The following is a 21,372-nucleotide window of genomic DNA, read 5'->3' as shown; positions in this document are numbered from 1 at the left end:
GATGCTGCAACCGAAACGCAGGAAGTATCGCAAAGAGCAGAAGGGTCGTAACACCGGCAAGGCGACGCGCGGCAACGCAGTGTCGTTCGGTGAATTCGGCCTGAAGGCGATCGGTCGCGGCCGTTTGACCGCGCGTCAAATTGAAGCAGCGCGTCGTGCAATGACGCGTCACATCAAGCGTGGCGGCCGCATCTGGATCCGGATCTTCCCGGACAAGCCGATTTCGCAAAAGCCGGCAGAAGTACGTATGGGTAACGGTAAGGGTAACCCGGAGTACTACGTCGCTGAGATCCAGCCGGGCAAGATGCTCTATGAAATGGACGGCGTAACCGAAGAACTGGCACGCGAAGCGTTCCGTCTGGCTGCAGCCAAGCTGCCGCTGAAGACGGCATTCATCGTGCGCCAGCTCGGCGCCTAAGGAGAAAACATGAAGGCTTCCGAACTTCTCCAGAAAGACCAGGCCGCGCTCAACAAGGAGCTGGCGGACCTGCTGAAGGCGCAATTCGGCCTGCGCATGCAACTCGCGACCCAGCAGCTCACGAACACGAGCCAGCTGAAGAAGGTTCGTCGCGACATCGCACGTGTGCGGACCGTCATGACTCAGAAGGCGAACCAGAAATGAACGATAGCGTGAAAACCTCGCTGAAGCGGACGCTGGTCGGTCGGGTCGTCAGCAACAAGATGGACAAGACCGTCACCGTGCTGATCGAGCACCGCGTCAAGCATCCGATCTACGGCAAGTATGTCGTGCGCTCGAAGAAGTACCACGCGCATGATGAAGCGAACACCTACAACGAGGGTGACCTCGTTGAAATCCAGGAAACTCGTCCGCTGTCGAAGACGAAGGCCTGGACGGTGTCGCGCCTCGTCGAAGCAGCTCGCGTCATCTAAGCGGGCAGCGCAGTAGGCAGTAACAGGCACTTCGCCACGAAGTGCTTGAATCGCAAAGTTTTTGCTTGCGTGACCAGGGTTATTTGTTATAATCCTGGTCTTCCCTCTTTATGGGAGCCCCGTCGCGGGCGAAGTTGGTGGGGGAAGCGGACTGGCGCCAGCCTGTCCGAAAGATTCACCGAATTGCGATGGCGGGTTTCGTTTGCCGTCGCTGCTGTTCCAACCCAAGCAGCCGATTGGCTGACGGGACCAAGACTGACCGAATGCATCATGGTGGTGCATCCGGATTAAGTTGGGAAAGACAAACCATGATCCAGACCGAATCTCGGCTCGAAGTAGCCGACAACACGGGTGCGCGTGAAGTCATGTGCATCAAGGTGCTCGGCGGCTCGAAGCGTCGTTATGCCGGCATTGGCGACATCATCAAGGTGACCGTCAAAGAAGCAACGCCGCGCGGGCGCGTGAAGAAAGGCGAAATTTACAACGCCGTGGTGGTCCGCACCGCCAAGGGCGTTCGCCGTCAAGACGGCTCGCTGATCAAGTTCGACGGCAACGCCGCTGTGCTTTTGAATAACAAGCTCGAGCCGATCGGCACCCGTATCTTCGGGCCGGTGACGCGTGAGCTGCGTAGCGAACGATTCATGAAGATCGTTTCGCTGGCGCCGGAAGTGCTGTAAGGAGTCGCGATGAACAAGATTCGCAAGGGTGACGAAGTTATCGTCGTCACCGGCAAAGACAAGGGCAAGCGCGGCGTCGTGCTGGCTGTCGGTGCAGAACATGTGACGGTTGAAGGTATCAACCTCGTCAAGAAGCATGTGAAGCCGAACCCGATGAAGGGTACGACGGGCGGCGTGGAAGCGAAGACGATGCCCCTGCATATTTCGAACGTCGCACTGGTCGACGCGAATGGCAAGGCGTCGCGTGTTGGCATCAAGGTCGAGGAAGGCAAGAAGGTTCGCTTCCTGAAGACGACCGGTGCCGTACTGAGCGCCTGACGCAGCGGAGTAAAAAATGGCTCGTTTTCAAGAGTTTTACAAAGAAAAGGTTGTGCCCGGCCTGATCGAGAAGTTCGGTTACAAGTCGGTCATGGAAGTGCCGCGCATCACCAAGATCACGCTGAACATGGGTCTTGGCGAAGCGATCGCTGACAAGAAGATCATCGAGAACGCCGTTGGCGATCTCACGAAGATCGCTGGTCAGAAGCCGGTCGTCACGAAGGCGCGCAAGGCAATCGCAGGCTTCAAGATCCGCCAGGGTTACCCGATCGGTGCGATGGTGACGCTGCGTGGTCAAGCGATGTACGAATTCCTCGACCGTTTCGTGACCGTTGCCCTGCCCCGCGTGCGTGACTTCCGCGGCGTGTCGGGTCGTGCCTTCGATGGCCGCGGCAACTACAACATCGGTGTGAAAGAGCAGATCATTTTCCCCGAAATCGACTACGACAAGATCGACGCACTGCGTGGGCTGAACATCAGCATCACGACGACTGCGAAGACCGACGACGAAGCAAAGGCTCTGCTCGCCAGCTTCAAGTTCCCGTTCAGAAACTGAGGTTACCGTGGCTAAACTGGCACTGATCGAACGTGAAAAGAAGCGCGCCCGCCTGGTCGCGAAGTTCGCAGCAAAGCGCGAAGCGCTGAAGGCGATCGTCGAAGACCAAAGCAAGTCGGAAGAAGAGCGCTACGAAGCACGCCTGGAGCTGCAGCAACTGCCCCGCAACGCAAACCCGACCCGCCAGCGTAACCGCTGCGCGATCACGGGCCGTCCGCGTGGCACGTTCCGTAAATTCGGCCTCGCGCGTAACAAGATTCGTGAAATCGCATTCCGTGGCGAGATTCCTGGCCTGACCAAGGCGAGCTGGTAATAGGAGAAACGTAAATGAGCATGAGTGATCCTATCGCCGATATGCTGACTCGCATCCGCAACGCGCAGATGGTCGAGAAGGTATCGGTCGCGATGCCCTCGTCGAAGGTCAAGGTTGCAATCGCGCAAGTCCTGAAGGACGAAGGTTATATCGACGATTTCGCCGTCAAGGCGGAAGGTGCGAAGTCCGAACTGAATATCGCGCTGAAGTACTACGCAGGTCGCCCGGTCATCGAACGCCTCGAGCGCGTTTCGAAGCCTGGTCTGCGCGTGTACCGCGGCCGTAACGACATTCCGCAGGTCATGAACGGCCTGGGTGTGGCAATCGTGTCGACGCCGAAGGGCGTGATGACCGACCGCAAGGCGCGCGCTACCGGCGTCGGCGGCGAAGTCATCTGCTACGTTGCTTAAAGCCGAGGAGAGAGAAACATGTCTCGAGTAGGTAAAAGCCCGATCGCGCTGCAAGGCGCGGAAGTCAAGCTGGCCGACGGTGCAATCACCGTCAAAGGCCCGCTGGGCACCATCACGCAAGCGATCAATCCGCTCGTGAACGTGGCGAACAACGACGGCACGCTGAATCTGTCGCCGGTCGACGAAAGCCGCGAAGCAAATGCACTGTCGGGTACGATGCGCGCGATCATCGCGAATGCCGTGCACGGCGTGACCAAGGGTTTCGAGCGCAAGCTGACGCTGGTTGGCGTCGGTTATCGTGCGCAAGCGCAAGGCGACAAGCTGAACCTGTCGCTGGGTTTCTCGCACCCGGTGGTGCACCAGATGCCGGAAGGCGTCAAGGCTGAAACCCCGACGCAAACCGAAATCGTGATCAAGGGGATCAACAAGCAACAAGTCGGTCAAGTAGCTGCGGAAGTTCGCGGTTACCGTCCGCCGGAGCCCTACAAGGGCAAGGGCGTGCGCTATTCCGACGAGGTTGTGATCCTCAAAGAAACGAAGAAGAAGTAAGGGTGCGCAATCATGGATAAGACTCAATCTCGCCTGCGCCGCGCTCGCCAGACGCGTATCAAGATCGCTGAGCTGCAGGTCGCGCGTCTCGCCGTGCATCGCACGAACACGCACATCTACGCTCAAGTGTTCTCGCCCTGCGGCACCAAGGTGCTCGCAAGCGCGTCGACGCTCGAAGCAGAAGTGCGCGCTGAACTGGCCGACAAGTCGGGCAAGGGCGGCAACGTTAATGCCGCGACGCTGATCGGCAAGCGTATTGCCGAGAAGGCAAAGGCTGCCGGCATCGAATCCGTCGCCTTCGACCGCTCGGGCTTCCGCTACCATGGCCGCGTCAAGGCGCTGGCTGAGGCAGCTCGCGAAGCTGGGCTCAAGTTCTAAGGAAGGAATTCGTCATGGCAAAGATGCAAGCGAAAGTTCAGGCTGACGAGCGCGACGACGGCCTTCGCGAAAAGATGATTTCGGTCAACCGCGTGACCAAGGTCGTGAAGGGTGGCCGTATTCTCGGCTTCGCCGCACTGACCGTGGTTGGCGACGGCGATGGCCGCATCGGTATGGGCAAGGGCAAGGCGAAGGAAGTGCCGGTCGCTGTCCAGAAGGCAATGGAACAAGCTCGCCGCAACATGTTCAAGGTGCCGCTCAAGAACGGCACGCTGCAGCACGAAGTGCACGGCAAGCATGGCGCATCCGCTGTCCTCCTCGCTCCGGCGAAGGCAGGTACGGGCGTGATCGCCGGCGGCCCGATGCGCGCAGTGTTCGACGTGATGGGCGTTCAGAACGTCGTGGCCAAGAGCCACGGTTCGACGAACCCGTACAACCTCGTTCGCGCCACGCTGGACGGTCTGCGCAAGCAGTCGACCCCGGCAGACATCGCGGCGAAGCGCGGCAAGTCCGTCGAAGATATTTTGGGCTAAGCCCGGGTGGTCACCATGTCTGAAAAAACTGTCAAGGTTCAGCTCGTGAAGAGCCTGATCGGGACCCGCGAATCGCACCGTGCGACCGTGCGTGGCCTCGGCCTGCGCCGACTCAACTCGGTTAGCGAGCTGCAGGATACGCCGGCGGTCCGCGGCATGATCAACAAGGTCTCGTACCTCGTTAAGGTCATCGCGTAAGCGGCCCTACGGATCAAGGAGTTGATATGGAATTGAATAACCTGAAGCCGGCCGCTGGTGCCAAGCACGCCAAGCGTCGCGTCGGCCGCGGCATCGGTTCGGGCCTCGGCAAGACGGCTGGCCGTGGTCACAAGGGTCAGAAATCGCGTTCGGGCGGCTTCCACAAAGTCGGTTTCGAAGGCGGTCAGATGCCGCTGCAACGTCGTCTGCCGAAGCGCGGCTTCACGTCGCTGACGAAGGAATTCGTCGGTGAAGTGCGCCTCTCCGACCTCGAGAAGCTGCCGGTCGATGAAGTCGATCTGCTCGCACTGAAGCAAGCCGGCCTGGTCGGCGAGCTGACGAAGAGCGCAAAGATCATCGCGACGGGCGAACTGAAGCGCAAGATCGTCGTGAAGGGTCTGGGTGCCACCAAGGGTGCGCGCGCTGCGATCGAAGCGGCTGGCGGTTCGTTCGCCGAGTGACACGCGTAGCGCGTCGTTACTTGCATTCATCGGAGAAGGTACTTGGCTAACAGCCCGAGTCTTGCAAAACCCGGTCGAAGCACGGCGAAATTCGGCGATCTGCGCCGGCGAGCGATGTTCCTGCTCCTGGCGCTGATCGTCTATCGCATCGGCGCGCACATCCCCGTGCCGGGCATCGATCCGGATCAACTGGCGAAGCTGTTCCAGAGCCAGGCGGGCGGCATCCTGGGCATGTTCAACATGTTTTCGGGTGGCGCGCTTTCCCGCTTCACGATCTTTGCGCTGGGGATCATGCCGTACATCTCGGCGTCGATCATCATGCAGCTGTTGGCGATCGTCTCGCCGCAGCTCGAGGCGCTGAAGAAGGAAGGGCAGGCAGGGCAACGGAAGATCACGCAGTACACGCGGTATTTCACCGTGGTGCTCGCGACCTTCCAGGCGTTCGGTATCGCGGCTGCGCTGGAAAACCAGCCGGGCCTCGTCATCGACCCCGGCATGCTGTTCCGTCTGACGACGGTCGTGACGCTGGTGACCGGTACGATGTTCCTGATGTGGCTGGGTGAGCAGATCACCGAGCGTGGTCTGGGCAACGGTATCTCGATCATCATCTTCGGCGGGATCGCAGCAGGGTTCCCGAATGCCGTGGGTGGGTTGCTCGAACTGGTGAAAACGGGTTCGATGGGGCCGTTCTCGGCGATCATCATCGTCGTTCTGATTGCCGCGGTGACTTACCTGGTCGTGTTCATCGAACGCGGTCAGCGCAAGATCCTCGTGAACTACGCGAAGCGTCAGGTTGGCAACAAGATCTACGGTGGGCAGTCGTCGCACTTGCCGCTGAAGCTGAACATGTCGGGCGTGATTCCGCCGATCTTTGCGTCGTCGATCATCCTGTTTCCGGCCACGATTCTTGGCTGGTTCAGCACGGGTCAACCGACGGGAGGCTGGCTCTCCAACACGTTGCATGACGTCGCGGAGGCACTGAAGCCGGGTCAGCCGGTCTATGTGCTGCTGTACACGCTGGCAATCGTGTTTTTCTGCTTCTTCTACACCGCGCTGGTGTTCAACAGCAGGGAAACCGCAGACAACTTGAAGAAGAGCGGCGCGTTTGTTCCGGGCATCCGTCCGGGCGACCAGACCGCACGATATATCGACCGCATCCTCACGCGTCTGACGCTGGCCGGTGCGATCTACATCGTCTTCGTGTGTCTGCTGCCGGAATTCCTGGTGCTGCGCTGGAACGTGCCGTTTTATTTTGGTGGAACGTCGCTGCTGATCATTGTCGTCGTCACGATGGACTTCATGGCGCAGGTGCAGTCGTACGTTATGTCGCAACAGTATGAGTCGCTGCTCAAGAAGGCAAACTTCAAGGGCGGCAACATCCCAATGCGTTAATTCAGGACTATGGCCAAAGACGATGTAATCCAGATGCAGGGTGAGGTGATCGAAAACCTCCCGAATGCGACCTTCCGTGTGAAGCTGGAAAACGGCCATGTCGTGTTGGGGCATATCTCCGGGAAGATGCGGATGCACTACATCCGCATCCTGCCGGGCGACAAGGTGACGGTTGAATTGACGCCTTACGATCTGTCTCGTGCGCGGATCGTGTTCCGGGCGAAGTGATTTGAAAAAAGGGTATTATCATGAAAGTGATGGCATCGGTTAAGCGCATTTGCCGCAATTGCAAGATCATCAAGCGCAAAGGCGTCGTTCGCGTGATCTGCAGCTCGGATCCGCGCCACAAGCAGCGCCAAGGCTGACCGCGCGTTTGTTTGCGCTTTTTGTTTGAGGAAAAACAATGGCTCGTATCGCAGGGGTTAACATCCCGAATCACCAGCATACCGAGATCGGCCTGACGGCAATCTTCGGTATCGGCCGCACGCGCTCGCGCAGCATCTGCGTGGCGTCTGGCGTGGAATTCTCGAAGAAGGTCAAGGACCTGACCGACGCAGACCTCGAAAAGCTGCGTGAAGAAGTGGGCAAGTTCATCGTCGAAGGCGATCTGCGCCGTGAAGTGACGATGAACATCAAGCGCCTGATGGACCTCGGTTGCTACCGCGGCGTTCGTCATCGCAAGGGCCTGCCGATGCGCGGTCAGCGTACGCGTACGAACGCACGTACCCGCAAGGGTCCGCGTCGTGCAGCGCAAGCGCTGAAGAAGTAAGCGGAACTGACAGTTACAGGAAAACGTAATGGCTAAGGCTTCGAACACCGCGGCGCAACGCGTTCGCAAGAAGGTTAAGAAGAACGTCGCTGAAGGGGTGGTTCACGTTCACGCGTCGTTCAACAACACGATCATCACGATCACCGATCGCCAGGGCAATGCACTGGCATGGGCGACGTCGGGCGGCCAGGGCTTCAAGGGCTCGCGCAAGTCGACGCCGTTCGCTGCTCAGGTTGCTGCTGAGTCGGCCGGTCGCGTCGCGATGGAATACGGCGTGAAGAATCTGGAAGTGCGGATCAAGGGCCCGGGCCCGGGTCGTGAGTCGGCAGTGCGTGCACTGCATGGCCTCGGCATCAAGATCACCGCGATTTCGGACGTCACCCCGATTCCGCACAACGGCTGCCGCCCGCCGAAGCGCCGTCGTATCTAAGAATGCTGCTGGCACGTTCGTGCTGGCACATTTGCCTGTCGCCGCGTAGCGTCGACGGGCGTTGCTTTTTTGATTGACTAAGCCCACCGTTCGCCCCAAAGGGCGCGAACTAGCGCGGATTTTGCTCCGCGTGACTGATTGATAAAGGAATGCAAAGTGGCACGTTATATCGGCCCTAAGGCCAAGCTGTCCCGTCGTGAAGGCACCGACCTGTTCCTGAAGAGCGCGCGTCGCTCGCTCGCCGACAAGTGCAAGCTCGACAGCAAGCCGGGCCAGCATGGCCGTACCTCGGGCGCACGTACGTCCGACTATGGTACGCAGCTGCGCGAAAAGCAGAAGGTCAAGCGTATTTACGGCGTCCTGGAGCGTCAGTTCCGCCGTTACTTCGCCGAAGCCGACCGCCGCAAGGGCAACACGGGTGAAAACCTGCTGCAACTGCTCGAGTCGCGTCTCGACAACGTTGTGTATCGCATGGGCTTCGGCTCGACTCGCGCTGAAGCGCGTCAGCTGGTGAGCCACAAGTCGATCACCGTGAACGGCGTCGTCGCGAACGTGCCGTCGCAGCAAGTGAAGGCTGGTGACGTCGTCGCGATCCGCGAAAAGGCGAAGAAGCAGGCGCGTATCGTCGAAGCGCTGTCGCTGGCCGAGCAAGGCGGCATGCCGAGCTGGGTTGCAGTCGATGCGAAGAAGTTCGAAGGCACGTTCAAGCAAATGCCGGAACGCGCTGACATCGCAGGCGACATCAACGAAAGCCTGATCGTCGAATTGTATTCGCGTTAATCCGATTGACGGCCGAGGTACCCCGATTGCGTTGCGCAAGGAGGGGCCTCGGCTGTTTATTTTCTGGTTGTTACCGGTCAGCCTTATCGGTGTAACGAGCCGAGGGTATTGAAAAGGAAAGCCCATGCAAACCAGTTTGCTGAAACCCAAGATCATCGCCGTGGAATCGCTGGGCGAGAACCACGCGAGGGTGGTCATGGAACCGTTCGAACGCGGTTACGGCCACACCTTGGGCAACGCGCTTCGCCGCGTGCTGCTGTCGTCGATGGTTGGCTACGCGCCGACCGAAGTGACGATCGCAGGCGTGGTGCACGAGTACTCGACGCTTGATGGCGTGCAAGAGGACGTCGTCAACCTGCTGCTGAACCTGAAGGGTGTGGTGTTCAAGCTGCACAACCGTGACGAAGTGACGGTGACCCTGCGCAAGGAAGGCGAAGGCGTCGTCACGGCCGGCGATATCGAGCTGGCTCACGATTGCGAAGTCATCAACCCGAATCACGTGATCGCACACCTGTCGAAGGGCGGCAAGCTCGACGTTCAGATCAAGATCGAAAAGGGTCGCGGCTATGTGCCCGGCAACGTCCGTCGCTATGGCGAAGACACGGCCAAGATCATCGGCCGCATCGTCCTCGACGCATCGTTCTCGCCGGTCCGCCGCGTGAGCTATGCCGTTGAAAGCGCACGCGTCGAGCAGCGTACCGACCTCGACAAGCTCGTGATGAACATCGAGACGAGCGGCGTGATCACCCCGGAAGAGGCGATCCGTCAATCGGCGCGCATCCTGGTCGACCAACTGTCCGTGTTCGCGGCACTGGAAGGCACGGAAACGGCTGCCGAAGCGCCGTCGCGCGCACCGCAGATCGATCCGATCCTGCTGCGTCCGGTGGACGATCTCGAGCTGACGGTTCGTTCGGCGAACTGCCTGAAGGCCGAGAACATCTACTACATCGGCGACCTCATCCAGCGCACGGAAAACGAGCTGCTGAAGACGCCGAACCTCGGTCGCAAGTCGCTGAACGAGATCAAGGAAGTGCTCGCTTCGCGCGGTCTCACGCTGGGCATGAAGCTCGAAAACTGGCCGCCGGCTGGTCTCGACAAGTAAGCCCGCTTGTAGCCTGGCTATAGCTGTAGTTGGCAAAGATGCGGATTTTCCTTTAAAATCCGCATCTTGCTTTTTTCTCTACCGGCCCGTGCACCCATAGAGGTGCGATAGAAGAGCTGGATCAAAACTTTGAATCAAGGAAACTGAAATGCGCCATCGTCATGGTCTGCGGAAACTGAACCGCACGAGCAGCCACCGTCTGGCTATGCTCCGTAACATGTCCAACTCGCTGATCGAGCACGAAGTCATCAAGACGACGCTGCCGAAGGCGAAGGAACTCCGTAAAGTCGTCGAGCCGCTGATCACGCTCGGCAAGAAGCCGTCGCTGGCAAACCGTCGCCTGGCGTTCAACCGCCTGCGCGATCGTGACTCGGTGGCGAAGCTGTTCGACGTGCTCGGTCCGCGTTTCGCGAACCGTCCGGGCGGCTACCTGCGCGTGCTGAAGTTCGGCTTCCGCGTCGGCGACAACGCACCGATGGCACTGGTCGAGCTGCTCGATCGTCCGGAAGTCGACGAAACGGAAAACGTGCAAGAAGCTGAGTAAGCTTCCGGTACGCAGCAGTATCTGAAAGGGGCCGAGCGATTGCTTGGCCCTTTTTGTTTTTGACGCGTGCCTGCGATCGATTGCCGCAGGCCGGTGCCGGCAGTGTTGCGCGGGCTGAGCTACGATACGGGACTGCCGATGCGGGCCCCGGACGGAAGGTCCGCGTCCCGCAGGCCGGTCAACCAGCCTGGAGGGTGCGTATGGTGGTGGTGTTGATGCTGACGACGGTGCCCGATGCGGCGACGGCTGCAGCGCTTGCCGGCGGGGCACTCGACGCACGGCTGGCCGCGTGCGTGTCCGAGCTCGGCACGATCAGGTCGCGCTATCACTGGCAGGGCAAGGTCGAAACGGCCGACGAGATCCAGTTGCTGTTCAAGACGAGCCCGGTGCGCTCGCTCGAACTGGAGCGGTTTATTCTCGCGCATCATCCATACGAGACTCCCGAAATCGTCTCGTGGCAAGCGACGGCTTCGGCCGGGTACGGTCAGTGGGTGACCAGCGAAACTCAACGTCTATTTCATGTTTAACGGTATGGCACTTTCCGCGCGGGTGCGCGCGCTGCGGTTCCTTGCAGTCCTGTTGTCGCTGGTGTTCGTGCTGGGCGGCCTGTCGGTCGCGCGTGCGGCCGACGATTTCCTCGATCCGTCGGTCGCGTTCAAGTTCAGCGCGAGCGAATCGCCGGGGCAGGTGGACGTCAGCTTCAAGGTAGCCAAAGGCTATTACCTGTACCGCGAGCGATTCGCGTTCGCGGTGAAGAGCGGGCAGGCGACGCTCGGCGAGCCGCAATTCCCGGCCGGTCACGTGAAGTTCGACCAGACGTTCCAGAAGGAAGTCGAGACTTATCGTGACGAGGTCGTGATTCACGTGCCCGTCAAGCAGGCGGCAGGGCCGTTCAAGCTCGCGGTGACATCCCAGGGCTGCGCCGACGAGGGTATCTGCTATCCGCCTGCCGAGCACATCGTGAAAGTCGATGGAGCCGCGCTGGGCGCGGCAGCGTCGGCTGATGGTGCAACGGCTTCGGGCAACTGGTTCGACAAGGTGACGAGCGCCGATTTCGCACAGTCGCTGCTCGAGGGGCACGGCTTCTTCACGATCGTCGCGCTGTATTTCGTCGCGGGCGTCGTGCTGAGCCTGCTGCCGTGTTCGTACCCGATGATACCGATCGTGTCCGCGATCATCATCGGGCAGGGCACGCGCGCGACGCACACGCGTGGCTTTGCGCTGTCGCTGACCTACGTGGTCGGCATGGCGCTCGTCTATACCGTGCTCGGCATTGCCGCGGCGCTGGTCGGCCAGAGCCTTGGCGCATGGTTGCAGAACCCGTGGGTGCTCGGCGCGTTCGGCCTCTTGCTCACCGCGTTTGCCGTGTCGCTGATTTCAGGCAAGGACATCGCGTTGCCCGCGCGTTGGCAGAATGGCGCGGCAGAGGCATCGAGCGCGCGCCGGGGCGGCCATTTTGCCGCGGTCGCTGCGATGGGTGCGTTGTCGGCGCTGGTCGTTGGTGCTTGCATGACGGCACCGCTGTTTGCGGTGCTCGCCTTCATCGCGCATACCGGCAACGCGCTGCTCGGCGGTGCCGCGCTTTTCGCGATGGGGCTGGGGCTCGGCGTGCCGCTGCTCATCGTCGGCATCGGCGCCGGGACGGTGCTGCCGCGCGCCGGTGCATGGATGGACGGCGTGAAGGTGTTTTTCGGCATCGTCCTGCTCGCAGCTGCGCTGTGGATCGTGTGGCCGGTGCTGGCGGGCGGCCTGAAGATGGTGCTCTCGGCATTGTGGCTGCTTGTCGCTGCCGCGGCGCTCGGCCTGTTCACGCCGAATCTGGGGGCGGCCTCGATCTGGCGCCGTCTCGGCCGCGGACTCGGCGCAGCACTCGCGATCTGGGCGGCGACGTTGCTCGTCGGTCTCGCTGCCGGCTCGAACGATCCCGTGAAGCCGCTGGCCGTGCTCGCGTCGCGCACCGTCGCATCGGGCGACGCGTCGGCGGCCGGTGCTGCCTCCGGACAGGTTGGCCCGGCATTCGCATCGGTGCGCTCCAGCGCGGAGCTCGACACGCTGCTGAAGGCGTCAGACCGGCCCGTTATGCTCGATTTTTATGCCGACTGGTGCGTGAGCTGCAAGGAGATGGAGCATCTGACGTTCACCGACGCACGCGTGCAGGCGCGCCTCGGACAACTGCACCTGGTGCGCGCCGATGTCACGGCGAACAATCCGGACGACCAGGCGCTGCTCAAGCGCTTCAACCTGTTCGGGCCGCCGGGGATCATCTTCTTCGATCGCAGCGGCAACGAAATCGGTCGCGTGGTCGGCTATCAGGCTGCCGAAACATTCCTGCGCAGCCTCGATCGGGCTGCGGTTCCGACGGTGTGACGCGCGCTCGCCGGCACGCACCGGCGGCCTCTGTCCCCTCGATTGATCGACACGAATAAAAAACGGCGGAACACAGAAGTGTTCCGCCGTTTTCTTTGCGCTGGTACGACGTGCGGCTTAGCGCTGTGATTTCAGCAGGCGCGCGGCGTCGAGCGCGAAGTACGTGAGCACGCCGTCGGCTCCCGCGCGCTTGAATGCGAGCAACGATTCGAGCACGACCTTGTCGTGGTCGAGCCAGCCGTTCATCGCGGCGGCCTTCAGCATCGCGTATTCACCGCTCACCTGATACACGTACGTCGGGAAGCGGAACTCGTCCTTCACGCGGCGCACGATATCGAGATACGGCATGCCGGGCTTGACCATCACCATGTCGGCGCCTTCGTCGATGTCGAGGCGCACTTCGCGCAGCGCTTCGTCGCTGTTCGCCGGATCCATCTGGTAGGTCATCTTGTTGCCCTTGCCCAGATTTGATGCCGAACCGACTGCATCGCGAAACGGACCGTAGAACGCCGACGCGAACTTGGCCGAATAGGCCATGATGCGCGTATGGATATGGCCGTCGCTTTCCAGCATTTCGCGCACCGCGCCGATCCGGCCGTCCATCATGTCCGACGGCGCGACGATGTCGACGCCGGCCTCGGCCTGCGCACGCGCCTGGTCGACCAGGATCTCGATCGTCTCGTCGTTGATCACATAGCCGTTTTCGTCGAGCACGCCGTCTTGGCCGTGGCTCGTGTACGGGTCGAGCGCAACGTCGGTCAGCACGCCCAGCTCGGGGAAGCGCTTTTTCAGCTCGCGCACCGCGCGCGGGATCAGGCCTTCCGGATTGGCTGCCTCGCGGCCGTCAGGCGTCTTCAGCGACGGCTCGATGGCTGGGAACAGCGACAGCACGGGCACGCCGAGTTCGACGCACTGCTCGGCGACATGCATCAGCAGATCGACCGACACGCGCTCGACGCCGGGCATCGACGGCACGGGCTGCCGTTCGTTGGTGCCTTCGACGACGAACACCGGGTAGATCAGGTCGTCGGTGGTCAGGCGGTTTTCGCGCATCAGGCGCCGGGAGAAGTCGTCGCGGCGCATCCGGCGCGGACGATGAAGCGGATGGAAGCTCATGGCGATTTGGCAGAAATCAGGGCAAGAAAGACCTTACGGAACCCTTAGGTCATTTTCGAGACCGTTGGTATATGATAGCGATCGAGCGGCACGCGTCGCGCGCTGCTCCCCGCTTCTCCTCCCTGAGCGGGTGCCTGTCGTTATTCGATTAGGCTGTTTGACCCGCCGTTCAACGGCGGGTTTTTTTATGAGCCGGCCGAATTCGCAGGCGCCGTCAGGTGCGCACGCCGAATCCGGCCGCGCGTTGTCCGATCATTTTGCTACAGGCTCGCTTTTTTCGTCGGCGACGGACGGCCGCACCCAGCTTTCGATCAGTTCGTGCGCCTCGTCGAGCCCGACGCGCTTCATCGCCGAGAACAGCTGGACGGTCAGCTTCCCCTTCACGCCCTGGTCGCGATACGCGTCGAGCCCCTTTTGCGTGGTTCGCAACGCGTTGATGCTCTCTTGCCGCGTCAATTTGTCGCACTTCGTTAGCAGCGTGTGGATCGGCTTGCCGGTCGGCGTGAACCACTCGATCATTCGGCGATCGAGATCGGTCAGCGGACGACGCGAATCCATCATCAGGATCAGGCCGCAAAGTTGCGACCGGGTCGCGAGATAGGACGACAGCAGCATTTCCCAGTGGGCCTTCGCGGCCCCCGGTACTTCCGCGTAGCCGTAGCCGGGCAGGTCGACGAGGTTCGCGACGGGTTCGTCGGCCGGCCCGACGGAGAAGTAGTTGATGTGCTGTGTACGGCCGGGCGTCTTCGACGCGAACGCGAGCCGCTTCTGGTTGCACAGCACGTTGATCGCCGTCGATTTGCCGGCATTCGAGCGGCCGGCGAATGCGATTTCCGGTTGTACCGTCGGCGGCAGGTCGCGCAGATGGTTGACGGTCGTGTAGAAGCGGGCTTGATGGAGCAAAAAGGCCATGGGGGGAACCGGTGGGACGGGCGGCACGAGCCGCTTGGTGGAGGCGGGGTAGCCCCGATAGGCGCGGGAGCTTTCAGCGCGATATTGTACAATACGCCGGTTTTGCCGAAGGGTTGCGGGCGCCTGCCTCGCGCTTTTATGCAGCTTCTGCGGTAGACTGGTCGACGTCGTTTTTTGCAGAACCTCTAATTCCCACAAGACGAAACAGGGTGTGCGAATGAATCGACTGTGCAAGTCTCTGATGGTGCTTCAGGTTGCAGCAGGGTTCGTAGGTTTCGTGGTGGAGGCAAAAGCGGCGGATGCGGCAAAGCCGGATCTGGACCGCGGCAAGGCGATTGCCGGACAGGTCTGTGCGTCGTGTCATGGCGCCGACGGCAATAGCGCGTCGGGCAGTTTTCCGAAGCTCGCCGGTCAGCATCCCGAATATCTGGTCAAGCAGTTGAACGACTTCAAGACCCAGCCGGGCGCGAAGGGGCCGGCGCGGACCAACGCAGTGATGGTCGGGTTCGCGAGCGCATTGAGCGCGGCCGACATGCGCAATGTTGCCGCGTATTACGGGTCGCAGACGATGAAGGTCGGGGCCGCGCGCGATGCGGCGACCGTGCCGATCGGCCAGAAGATATACCGCGGCGGCATCGCGGAAAAGGGTGTGCCCGCCTGCGCGAGCTGTCACGGGCCGACGGGGCAGGGGATTCCGGTCCAGTACCCGCGGCTGTCGGGGCAATGGGCGGATTACACCGTTGCCCAGTTGACCGCGTTCCAGCAGGGTGCCGGCGCGCGCAACAACAACGAGGCGATGCATCAGATCGCGTCGCGTCTGTCGGATACCGAGATCAAGGCCGTCGCGGATTACATCGCCGGCCTGCATTGAACGGACAGTCGCGAATGGAATGACCGGGCGTCCGAAGGGCGGCCGGAGTCAGAACAAGAAAAGGGTGGGGCGCCGCGCTTGCGGCCGCCTTGCCCTTTTTTGTTGTCAGTCGGAGTTTGAATGAGCGTTACCACGTCGGGGTTGCAGTCGAAGTCGGGTCAGAGTGCGTCCAGGCGCGCGGTCGAGCTGCTGAGCTCGATGCGCTTCGCGATTGCGCTGCTGGTGGTGCTGTCGATTGCCAGCATCATCGGCACGGTCCTGACCCAGGACGACCCGTATCCGAACTACGTGAACCAGTTCGGGCCATTCTGGGCGGACATCTTCCGCTCGCTCGGCCTGTACAACGTGTACAGCGCGTGGTGGTTCATGCTGATCCTGATCTTCCTCGTCGCGTCGATCTCGCTGTGCGTGATCCGCAACGCGCCGAAGATGCTCGCCGATGCGAAGAGCTGGAAGGACAAGGTCCGTGAAGGCAGCCTGCGCGCGTTCCATCACAAGGCCGAATACACGGCGTCGGGCACGCGTGCGACCGTGGCCGCCACGCTCGCCGCGTTCGTCACCAAGGCCGGTTACAAGCACGTCGTGCGCGAAACCGACGGCGCGACGCTGATCTCCGCGAAGCGCGGTGCGCTGACGAAATGGGGCTATATCTCCGCGCACCTCGCAATCATCGTGATCTGTATCGGCGGCCTGCTCGACAGCAACCTGCCGATCAAATTCCAGATGTGGATGTTCGGCAAGAGCCCCGTCAACACCAGCGCGACGATCAGCGATATCCCGGCCGACCATCGCCTGTCCGCGTCGAACCCGACGTTCCGCGGCTACGCTTGGGTGCCGGAAGGGCAGTTCGTGTCGACGGCGATCCTGAACCAGCCGAACGGGTCGCTGATCCAGGACCTGCCGTTCTCGATCCAGCTCAACAAGTTCATCGTCGACTACTACACGACCGGCATGCCGAAGCTCTTCGCGAGCGACATCGTCGTGATCGATCGCGAGACGGGCAAGAAGATCCCGGCGCGTGTCGAGGTCAACAAGCCGTTCACCTACAAGGGCGTGTCGATCTACCAGTCGAGCTTCCAGGACGGCGGCTCGCAGATGCAGATGACGGCCTACCCGATGACGGGCGATAACGCGAAGACGTTCGCGGTGAAGGGCACGATCGGCAGTTCGACCCCGCTGCAGATGTCGGGCAGCGACGGCGACACGATCGAGTTCTCCGACTTCCGAGCGATCAACGTCGAGAACATGGCCGACGCGAGCGGCAAGCCGGACGTGCGCGGCGTCGCGAAGACGGAGACGCTGAAGGAAGTGTTCGACGATCGGCTCGGCTCGGGCGCGAAGACGTCGAAACCGATGCAGCTCCACAACATTGGCCCGTCGGTGCAGTACAAGATTCGCGGCAAGGACGGCCAGGCGCGCGAGTTCAACAACTACATGCTGCCGGTCGACATGGGCGGCGCGCGCGTGTTCCTCGCCGGTGTGCGCGCGAGCCCGAACGATCCGTTCCGTTACATGCGCATTCCGGCCGACAGCGAGGATTCGATCGGCGAGTGGATGCGTCTGCGCGCCGCGCTCGAGGATCCGGCCGTGCGCGCCGAAGCCGCCGCGCGTTTCGCGCAGCGTTCGCTGCCGGGTACCGATGCATCGCTGCGGACCCGCCTGCAGGACAGTGCATCGAAGGTGCTGACCCTTTTTGCTGCAAGCGACGACAGCGTCGGCCGCGGCGCCGACGGCCAGCCGATCGGCGGCTTCCAGGCGGTCGCCACGTTTATCGACCGTTCGGTGCCGAAGGCCGAGCAGGAAAAGGCCGCGAGCCTGCTGTTGCGCATGCTCGAGGGCTCGATGTGGGAAGTCTGGCAGATCGCCCGCGAGCGTGCCGGCGAGCCGCCGGCGCAACAGGGCAACGACACGGTACGCTTCGTGCAGAACGCGATCAATGCGCTATCCGACAGCTTTTTGTATGGATCGCCGGTCTATTTACAGCTTGATTCATTCAAGCAGGTGCAAGCTTCGGTATTTCAGTTGACGCGCGCACCGGGCAAGAATCTGGTGTATCTTGGCAGCCTGCTGTTGGTCGCCGGCATCTTCTCGATGTTCTACGTGCGCGAGCGGCGCCTCTGGTTCTGGCTCAAGGATGGCGGCTCCGGCGTCGATGTGGTGATGGCGATGTCGACGGCCCGCAAGACCTTCGATTTCGAGAAAGAATTCGTGCAGACGCGCGACGCGGCCGGCGCCGCCTTGCGCGCCGCACCCCGCGATGCCGCGCCCGCCGGTGCGACCGCGACTGCCCGTCCGCCCGCCGGCGACGGTTCCGATTCCGAGAATTCCACCCGGTAACATCATGGATCTCACTCAAGTTTCCTCTTCCCGTTCAGGGCCCGCCCAGGCCTCGATTTCGGCACCGTTGTTCGACGACCGCCCGTTCCTCGCCCGCCTGTCGCTGGTCGACTGGCTGTTCGCTCTGGCACTCGTGGTGGGCGCGGGCTATGCGTTCGTGCACTACAACGAGCACATGAATTACTACGACAAGGCGGTGATGATCGGCACCGTGCCGGCGCTTGTCGTGCTCGGCTGGCGCTGGAAGCCCGCGCGGCTGCTGATGGCGTCGATCGCCGTGCTGTCGTTGCTGTCGATCCAGATCTATCAGGGCGACCTCACGCGTGCCGATTCGGCGTTCTTCCTCAAGTATTTCCTGTCGAGCCAGTCCGCGATCCTGTGGATGAGCGCGTTGTTCGTGCTCGCGACGATCTTCTACTGGATCGGCTTGCTCGCGCGTTCGGAGTCGGGCTCGGCGATCGGTCAGAAGCTCACGTGGTTCGCGGTGCTGATGGGCTTTACCGGGCTGATGGTGCGCTGGTACGAGTCCTACCTTATCGGTGCCGACGTCGGGCACATCCCGGTGTCGAACCTGTATGAAGTGTTCGTGTTGTTCAGCCTGATTACCGCACTGCTGTATCTGTACTACGAAGGCCACTACGGCACGCGTGCGCTGGGCGCGTTCGTGCTGCTGGTCATCAGCGCCGCCGTCGGCTTCCTGATGTGGTACTCGGTCGCGCGCGATGCGCAGCAGATCCAGCCGCTCGTGCCGGCGCTGCAGAGCTGGTGGATGAAGATCCACGTGCCGGCGAACTTCATCGGTTACGGCAGCTTCGCGCTGTCGGCGATGGTGTCGGTCGCGTACCTGATGAAGGAGCGTGGCGTGCTCGCCGATCGTCTGCCGACGCTCGAGGTGCTCGACGACGTGATGTACAAGTCGATCGCGGTCGGTTTCGCGTTCTTCACGATCGCGACGATTCTCGGCGCGCTGTGGGCTGCTGAAGCATGGGGCGGCTACTGGAGCTGGGACCCGAAGGAAACCTGGGCGCTGATCGTGTGGCTCAATTACGCGGCATGGCTGCACATGCGTCTGATGAAGGGCCTGCGTGGCACGGTCGCCGCGTGGTGGGCGCTCACGGGCCTGCTCGTGACGACGTTCGCGTTCCTCGGCGTCAACATGTTCCTGTCCGGGCTGCACAGCTACGGCAAGCTGTAAGATTTCCGACGCTGGTCCGACAAAAGACCGCCGGTGCACTGCGTGCCCGGCGGTTTTTCTTTTGTAACGGGCGGGCGGCCCACGCGTCGAACGGCGCATGATGGGTCGGGTCGAACGCTCATGAAGCATGCGCGCCGCGCATGCACGAGGAGCCGCACGATGTGGATCAAACACCCTTTGCGCACCCTGCTGACCGGCAGCGATATCGCGCAAAGCGACATTACGCCGCGCACGATATTCGAGAACCGGCGGCGCGTCCTGCAGGCCGCCGGCGTGGCGGCCGCGGGGGGACTGCTCGGCGGCAGCGGTGCGGCGTTCGCTGCCTATGCGTCACCCGACGCCCGGGCGACGAAGCTCGCGGCGAAAACCAACACGAAGTTCGTCGCGGCCGACAAGGTGACGCCGTTCAAGGACATCACGTCCTACAACAACTTCTATGAATTCGGCACCGACAAGGGCGACCCGGCGCAGAACGCGGGCACGCTCAGGTCGCGTCCGTGGCGCGTGAGCGTCGAAGGCGAGGTGCTGCACCCGAAGGTGTTCGATCTCGACGAACTGCTGAAGCTCGCGCCGCTCGAGGAGCGCGTGTACCGGCTGCGCTGCGTCGAGGGCTGGTCGATGGTGATTCCGTGGATCGGCGTGCCGCTGTCCGAGCTGATCAAGCGCGTGCAGCCGACCGGCAACGCGAAATACGTGCAGTTCGTCACGCTGGCCGATCCGTCGCAGATGCCGGGCCTGTCGACGCCGGTGCTCGACTGGCCGTACTCGGAAGGGCTGCGGATGGACGAGGCGATGAATCCGCTGACGCTGCTGACGATGGGCGTCTATGGCCAGGTGTTGCCGAACCAGAACGGCGCGCCGGTGCGGATCGTCGTGCCTTGGAAGTACGGCTTCAAGAGCGCGAAGTCGCTCGTGAAGATCCGCTTCGTCGACAAGCAGCCGAAGACGAGCTGGAACACGTATGCGCCGAACGAATACGGCTTTTATTCGAACGTGAACCCGAACGTCGATCACCCGCGCTGGAGCCAGGCGACCGAGCGGCGGATCGGAGAGGACGGCTTCTTCACGCCGAAGCGCAAGACGCTGATGTTCAATGGCTACGGAGACCTCGTCGCGTCGATGTATCAGGGCATGGACCTGAAGAAGAACTTCTGAGCGCGATGGCGACAAACGACATGCCTCCTTCGACGCTGACGCCGGCGCGCGCAACCGGCACGAGCGCGGCCGCAGCAGGCACTTCCCGGGCGGGCGCAGCGGGTCCGGCGCGCACGGCTGCGCCGCGCTGGCTCGCGCCGGCCAAGGTGCTGCTATTCGCGGCCGGCCTTTATCCGCTCGCGCGTCTCGTGCTGTTCGGGCTGACCGACCGGCTCGGCGCGAACCCGATCGAATTCATCACGCGCTCGACCGGCCTGTGGACGCTGGTCATGCTGTGCGTCACGCTCGCCGTCACGCCGCTTCGCCGCGTGACGGGCGTTCCCGCGTTGCTGCGTTTTCGCCGGATGATCGGCCTGTTCGCGTTTTTCTACGCGGCGATGCATTTCACGACGTATCTGTGGTTCGACAAATGGTTCGACGTCGTCGCGATCCTGAAGGACGTCGGCAAGCGCCCGTTCATCACGGTCGGCTTTGTGGCGTTCGTACTGCTGATTCCGCTCGCGGCGACGTCACCGCGCGCGATGGTGCGCCGGCTCGGCCGACACTGGGCGACGCTGCATCGCGCGATCTATGCGATCGCGCTGTTCGGCGTGCTGCACTTCTGGTGGATGAGGGCTGGCAAGCACGATCTCGCGCAGCCGAAGCTCTACGCGACGATCGTCGCGGCGCTGCTCGGCTGGCGGTTGCTCGTGTGGGGATGGCGGCGCATCCGCGTATGACGAGGCTGGCCTGAAAAAAACGAAAGGCGATGACCGGGAAGTCATCGCCTTCGCGTCGCCAAACCGCGTGAGCGGCGGCGCGGGATTATTGCGTGGCGGCCGGGCCGGATGCCGGCGCAGCGGTTTTCGATGCGCTGTTCGACAGTTCGGGCGACAGCGTGAGCGGCGTGCCCGAAGAGTCGGGAATACTGTCGGACGACGCGTTTTCATCGGTCGGGGTGACATCCGACGGCGGCGTGTCCTGCTGCTGGATGGGCTTTGCCGGCAACGGGGGCACGGTGGGCAGATAGAGCGCGCCGCTTTGACCGCAGCCGGCAAGAATCGCCAAAGCCGCTACAATCGCGCTCATCCGGAAAACGACTCGCATGATCGTCCCTGAACAATTGAACCGATAGAGTT

General features: G+C 62.0%; 31 protein-coding genes. 28 read left to right on the top strand and 3 right to left on the bottom strand.

The genetic code is table 11. The features are described from left to right. Nucleotide 1: 1 nt before the first annotated feature. The 23 genes from rplP to dsbD all read left to right on the top strand — a co-directional run bounded on the left by rplP (nt 2) and on the right by dsbD (nt 12,668). A complete protein-coding gene (gene rplP / locus DIE13_RS19895) occupies nt 2-418 on the top strand; it encodes a 50S ribosomal protein L16 (protein ID WP_006482873.1) in 417 nt (138 codons plus the stop codon). A 9-nt stretch (nt 419-427) separates the two neighbouring features. Next, on the top strand, nt 428-622 hold the full coding sequence (rpmC, locus tag DIE13_RS19890) for a 50S ribosomal protein L29 (RefSeq protein ID WP_006400652.1): 195 nt from the start codon (nt 428-430) through the stop codon (nt 620-622). Beyond that, entirely contained in the window at nt 619-891 is a 273-nt protein-coding gene (gene rpsQ, locus DIE13_RS19885) for a 30S ribosomal protein S17 (protein WP_043191859.1), read from the top strand. The genes rpmC and rpsQ overlap by 4 nt, the downstream gene beginning before the upstream one ends. A gap of 308 nt (nt 892-1,199) precedes the next feature. Continuing rightward, nucleotides 1,200-1,568, top strand: coding sequence for a 50S ribosomal protein L14 (gene rplN / locus DIE13_RS19880; RefSeq protein ID WP_006752929.1), 369 nt, complete (start codon nt 1,200-1,202; stop codon nt 1,566-1,568). Between the two features lie 9 nt (nt 1,569-1,577). Further along, on the top strand, nt 1,578-1,886 hold the full coding sequence (gene rplX, locus DIE13_RS19875) for a 50S ribosomal protein L24 (protein WP_006477187.1): 309 nt from the start codon (nt 1,578-1,580) through the stop codon (nt 1,884-1,886). A 16-nt stretch (nt 1,887-1,902) separates the two neighbouring features. Further along, nucleotides 1,903-2,442, top strand: coding sequence for a 50S ribosomal protein L5 (gene rplE, locus DIE13_RS19870; RefSeq protein WP_006477186.1), 540 nt, complete (start codon nt 1,903-1,905; stop codon nt 2,440-2,442). Between the two features lie 7 nt (nt 2,443-2,449). Then, complete coding sequence (gene rpsN, locus DIE13_RS19865; RefSeq protein WP_006482884.1) at nt 2,450-2,755, top strand: 30S ribosomal protein S14; 306 nt, start codon at nt 2,450-2,452, stop codon at nt 2,753-2,755. Nucleotides 2,756-2,769: 14 nt separating this feature from the next. Further along, complete coding sequence (gene rpsH / locus DIE13_RS19860; protein ID WP_006477185.1) at nt 2,770-3,165, top strand: 30S ribosomal protein S8; 396 nt, start codon at nt 2,770-2,772, stop codon at nt 3,163-3,165. Between the two features lie 18 nt (nt 3,166-3,183). Beyond that, on the top strand, nt 3,184-3,714 hold the full coding sequence (gene rplF / locus DIE13_RS19855; protein WP_006758786.1) for a 50S ribosomal protein L6: 531 nt from the start codon (nt 3,184-3,186) through the stop codon (nt 3,712-3,714). A gap of 12 nt (nt 3,715-3,726) precedes the next feature. Continuing rightward, entirely contained in the window at nt 3,727-4,092 is a 366-nt protein-coding gene (rplR, locus tag DIE13_RS19850; protein WP_006477183.1) for a 50S ribosomal protein L18, read from the top strand. Between the two features lie 14 nt (nt 4,093-4,106). Continuing rightward, nucleotides 4,107-4,625 (top strand): 30S ribosomal protein S5, encoded by a 519-nt coding sequence (gene rpsE, locus DIE13_RS19845; protein ID WP_006752931.1) that lies wholly within the window; start codon nt 4,107-4,109, stop codon nt 4,623-4,625. A 15-nt stretch (nt 4,626-4,640) separates the two neighbouring features. After that, complete coding sequence (rpmD, locus tag DIE13_RS19840; protein WP_006400644.1) at nt 4,641-4,823, top strand: 50S ribosomal protein L30; 183 nt, start codon at nt 4,641-4,643, stop codon at nt 4,821-4,823. A gap of 26 nt (nt 4,824-4,849) precedes the next feature. After that, nucleotides 4,850-5,284 (top strand): 50S ribosomal protein L15, encoded by a 435-nt coding sequence (gene rplO, locus DIE13_RS19835; protein ID WP_038749639.1) that lies wholly within the window; start codon nt 4,850-4,852, stop codon nt 5,282-5,284. A 42-nt stretch (nt 5,285-5,326) separates the two neighbouring features. After that, a complete protein-coding gene (gene secY / locus DIE13_RS19830; protein ID WP_096504156.1) occupies nt 5,327-6,676 on the top strand; it encodes a preprotein translocase subunit SecY in 1,350 nt (449 codons plus the stop codon). A 9-nt stretch (nt 6,677-6,685) separates the two neighbouring features. After that, nucleotides 6,686-6,904 (top strand): translation initiation factor IF-1, encoded by a 219-nt coding sequence (gene infA / locus DIE13_RS19825; protein WP_004521905.1) that lies wholly within the window; start codon nt 6,686-6,688, stop codon nt 6,902-6,904. A 20-nt stretch (nt 6,905-6,924) separates the two neighbouring features. Next, a complete protein-coding gene (gene rpmJ / locus DIE13_RS19820) occupies nt 6,925-7,041 on the top strand; it encodes a 50S ribosomal protein L36 (RefSeq protein WP_004199844.1) in 117 nt (38 codons plus the stop codon). Between the two features lie 38 nt (nt 7,042-7,079). Further along, nucleotides 7,080-7,445, top strand: coding sequence for a 30S ribosomal protein S13 (gene rpsM, locus DIE13_RS19815; RefSeq protein ID WP_014898353.1), 366 nt, complete (start codon nt 7,080-7,082; stop codon nt 7,443-7,445). Between the two features lie 28 nt (nt 7,446-7,473). Beyond that, nucleotides 7,474-7,875, top strand: coding sequence for a 30S ribosomal protein S11 (gene rpsK / locus DIE13_RS19810; RefSeq protein WP_004197937.1), 402 nt, complete (start codon nt 7,474-7,476; stop codon nt 7,873-7,875). Between the two features lie 156 nt (nt 7,876-8,031). Continuing rightward, on the top strand, nt 8,032-8,655 hold the full coding sequence (gene rpsD, locus DIE13_RS19805) for a 30S ribosomal protein S4 (protein ID WP_012362893.1): 624 nt from the start codon (nt 8,032-8,034) through the stop codon (nt 8,653-8,655). A 124-nt stretch (nt 8,656-8,779) separates the two neighbouring features. After that, entirely contained in the window at nt 8,780-9,757 is a 978-nt protein-coding gene (locus tag DIE13_RS19800; protein WP_006477176.1) for a DNA-directed RNA polymerase subunit alpha, read from the top strand. 148 nt (nt 9,758-9,905) lie between these two features. Next, complete coding sequence (rplQ, locus tag DIE13_RS19795) at nt 9,906-10,301, top strand: 50S ribosomal protein L17 (RefSeq protein WP_006477175.1); 396 nt, start codon at nt 9,906-9,908, stop codon at nt 10,299-10,301. A gap of 200 nt (nt 10,302-10,501) precedes the next feature. Then, nucleotides 10,502-10,828: a divalent-cation tolerance protein CutA gene (gene cutA / locus DIE13_RS19790; protein WP_124828703.1), complete on the top strand. Its 327-nt coding sequence runs from the start codon at nt 10,502-10,504 to the stop codon at nt 10,826-10,828. Then, nucleotides 10,821-12,668 (top strand): protein-disulfide reductase DsbD, encoded by a 1,848-nt coding sequence (dsbD, locus tag DIE13_RS19785; protein ID WP_124828702.1) that lies wholly within the window; start codon nt 10,821-10,823, stop codon nt 12,666-12,668. Before cutA ends, dsbD begins: the two co-directional genes overlap by 8 nt. A gap of 117 nt (nt 12,669-12,785) precedes the next feature. Here dsbD and hemB read toward each other — a convergent pair whose 3' ends face one another. Together hemB and yihA are read right to left on the bottom strand one after the other, a co-directional pair. Continuing rightward, on the bottom strand, nt 12,786-13,784 hold the full coding sequence (gene hemB, locus DIE13_RS19780; RefSeq protein ID WP_124828701.1) for a porphobilinogen synthase: 999 nt from the start codon (nt 13,782-13,784) through the stop codon (nt 12,786-12,788). Between the two features lie 252 nt (nt 13,785-14,036). Next, a complete protein-coding gene (yihA, locus tag DIE13_RS19775; protein WP_124828700.1) occupies nt 14,037-14,696 on the bottom strand; it encodes a ribosome biogenesis GTP-binding protein YihA/YsxC in 660 nt (219 codons plus the stop codon). A gap of 217 nt (nt 14,697-14,913) precedes the next feature. On the opposite strand from yihA, the gene DIE13_RS19770 reads away from it, so the two are divergent. From DIE13_RS19770 to msrQ, 5 genes are all read left to right on the top strand, one after another. Then, entirely contained in the window at nt 14,914-15,567 is a 654-nt protein-coding gene (locus DIE13_RS19770; protein WP_124828699.1) for a c-type cytochrome, read from the top strand. 120 nt (nt 15,568-15,687) lie between these two features. Further along, the gene (locus DIE13_RS19765; RefSeq protein WP_124828698.1) at nt 15,688-17,904 is read left to right on the top strand and encodes a cytochrome c biogenesis protein ResB; all 2,217 of its coding nucleotides are present in this window, start codon (nt 15,688-15,690) and stop codon (nt 17,902-17,904) included. 4 nt (nt 17,905-17,908) lie between these two features. After that, the gene (gene ccsB, locus DIE13_RS19760; RefSeq protein WP_124828697.1) at nt 17,909-19,099 is read left to right on the top strand and encodes a c-type cytochrome biogenesis protein CcsB; all 1,191 of its coding nucleotides are present in this window, start codon (nt 17,909-17,911) and stop codon (nt 19,097-19,099) included. A gap of 159 nt (nt 19,100-19,258) precedes the next feature. Continuing rightward, complete coding sequence (msrP, locus tag DIE13_RS19755; protein ID WP_124828696.1) at nt 19,259-20,254, top strand: protein-methionine-sulfoxide reductase catalytic subunit MsrP; 996 nt, start codon at nt 19,259-19,261, stop codon at nt 20,252-20,254. A 20-nt stretch (nt 20,255-20,274) separates the two neighbouring features. Next, nucleotides 20,275-20,973 carry a protein-methionine-sulfoxide reductase heme-binding subunit MsrQ gene (gene msrQ / locus DIE13_RS19750; RefSeq protein ID WP_124828695.1) on the top strand — a complete coding sequence of 233 codons (699 nt, stop codon included), beginning with the start codon at nt 20,275-20,277 and terminating at the stop codon, nt 20,971-20,973. A gap of 85 nt (nt 20,974-21,058) precedes the next feature. Here the strand turns inward: msrQ and lptM are convergent, their stop codons facing one another. After that, nucleotides 21,059-21,340, bottom strand: a complete 282-nt coding sequence (gene lptM, locus DIE13_RS19745) for an LPS translocon maturation chaperone LptM (protein WP_124828694.1) — start codon at nt 21,338-21,340, stop codon at nt 21,059-21,061. Nucleotides 21,341-21,372 lie beyond the last annotated feature (32 nt).

The organism is Burkholderia sp. Bp9016 (assembly GCF_003857765.1).
Lineage (GTDB): Bacteria > Pseudomonadota > Gammaproteobacteria > Burkholderiales > Burkholderiaceae > Burkholderia.
The sequence above is the reverse complement of the archived record's forward strand: the minus strand, read 5'-3'. Positions and strand labels throughout refer to the sequence as shown.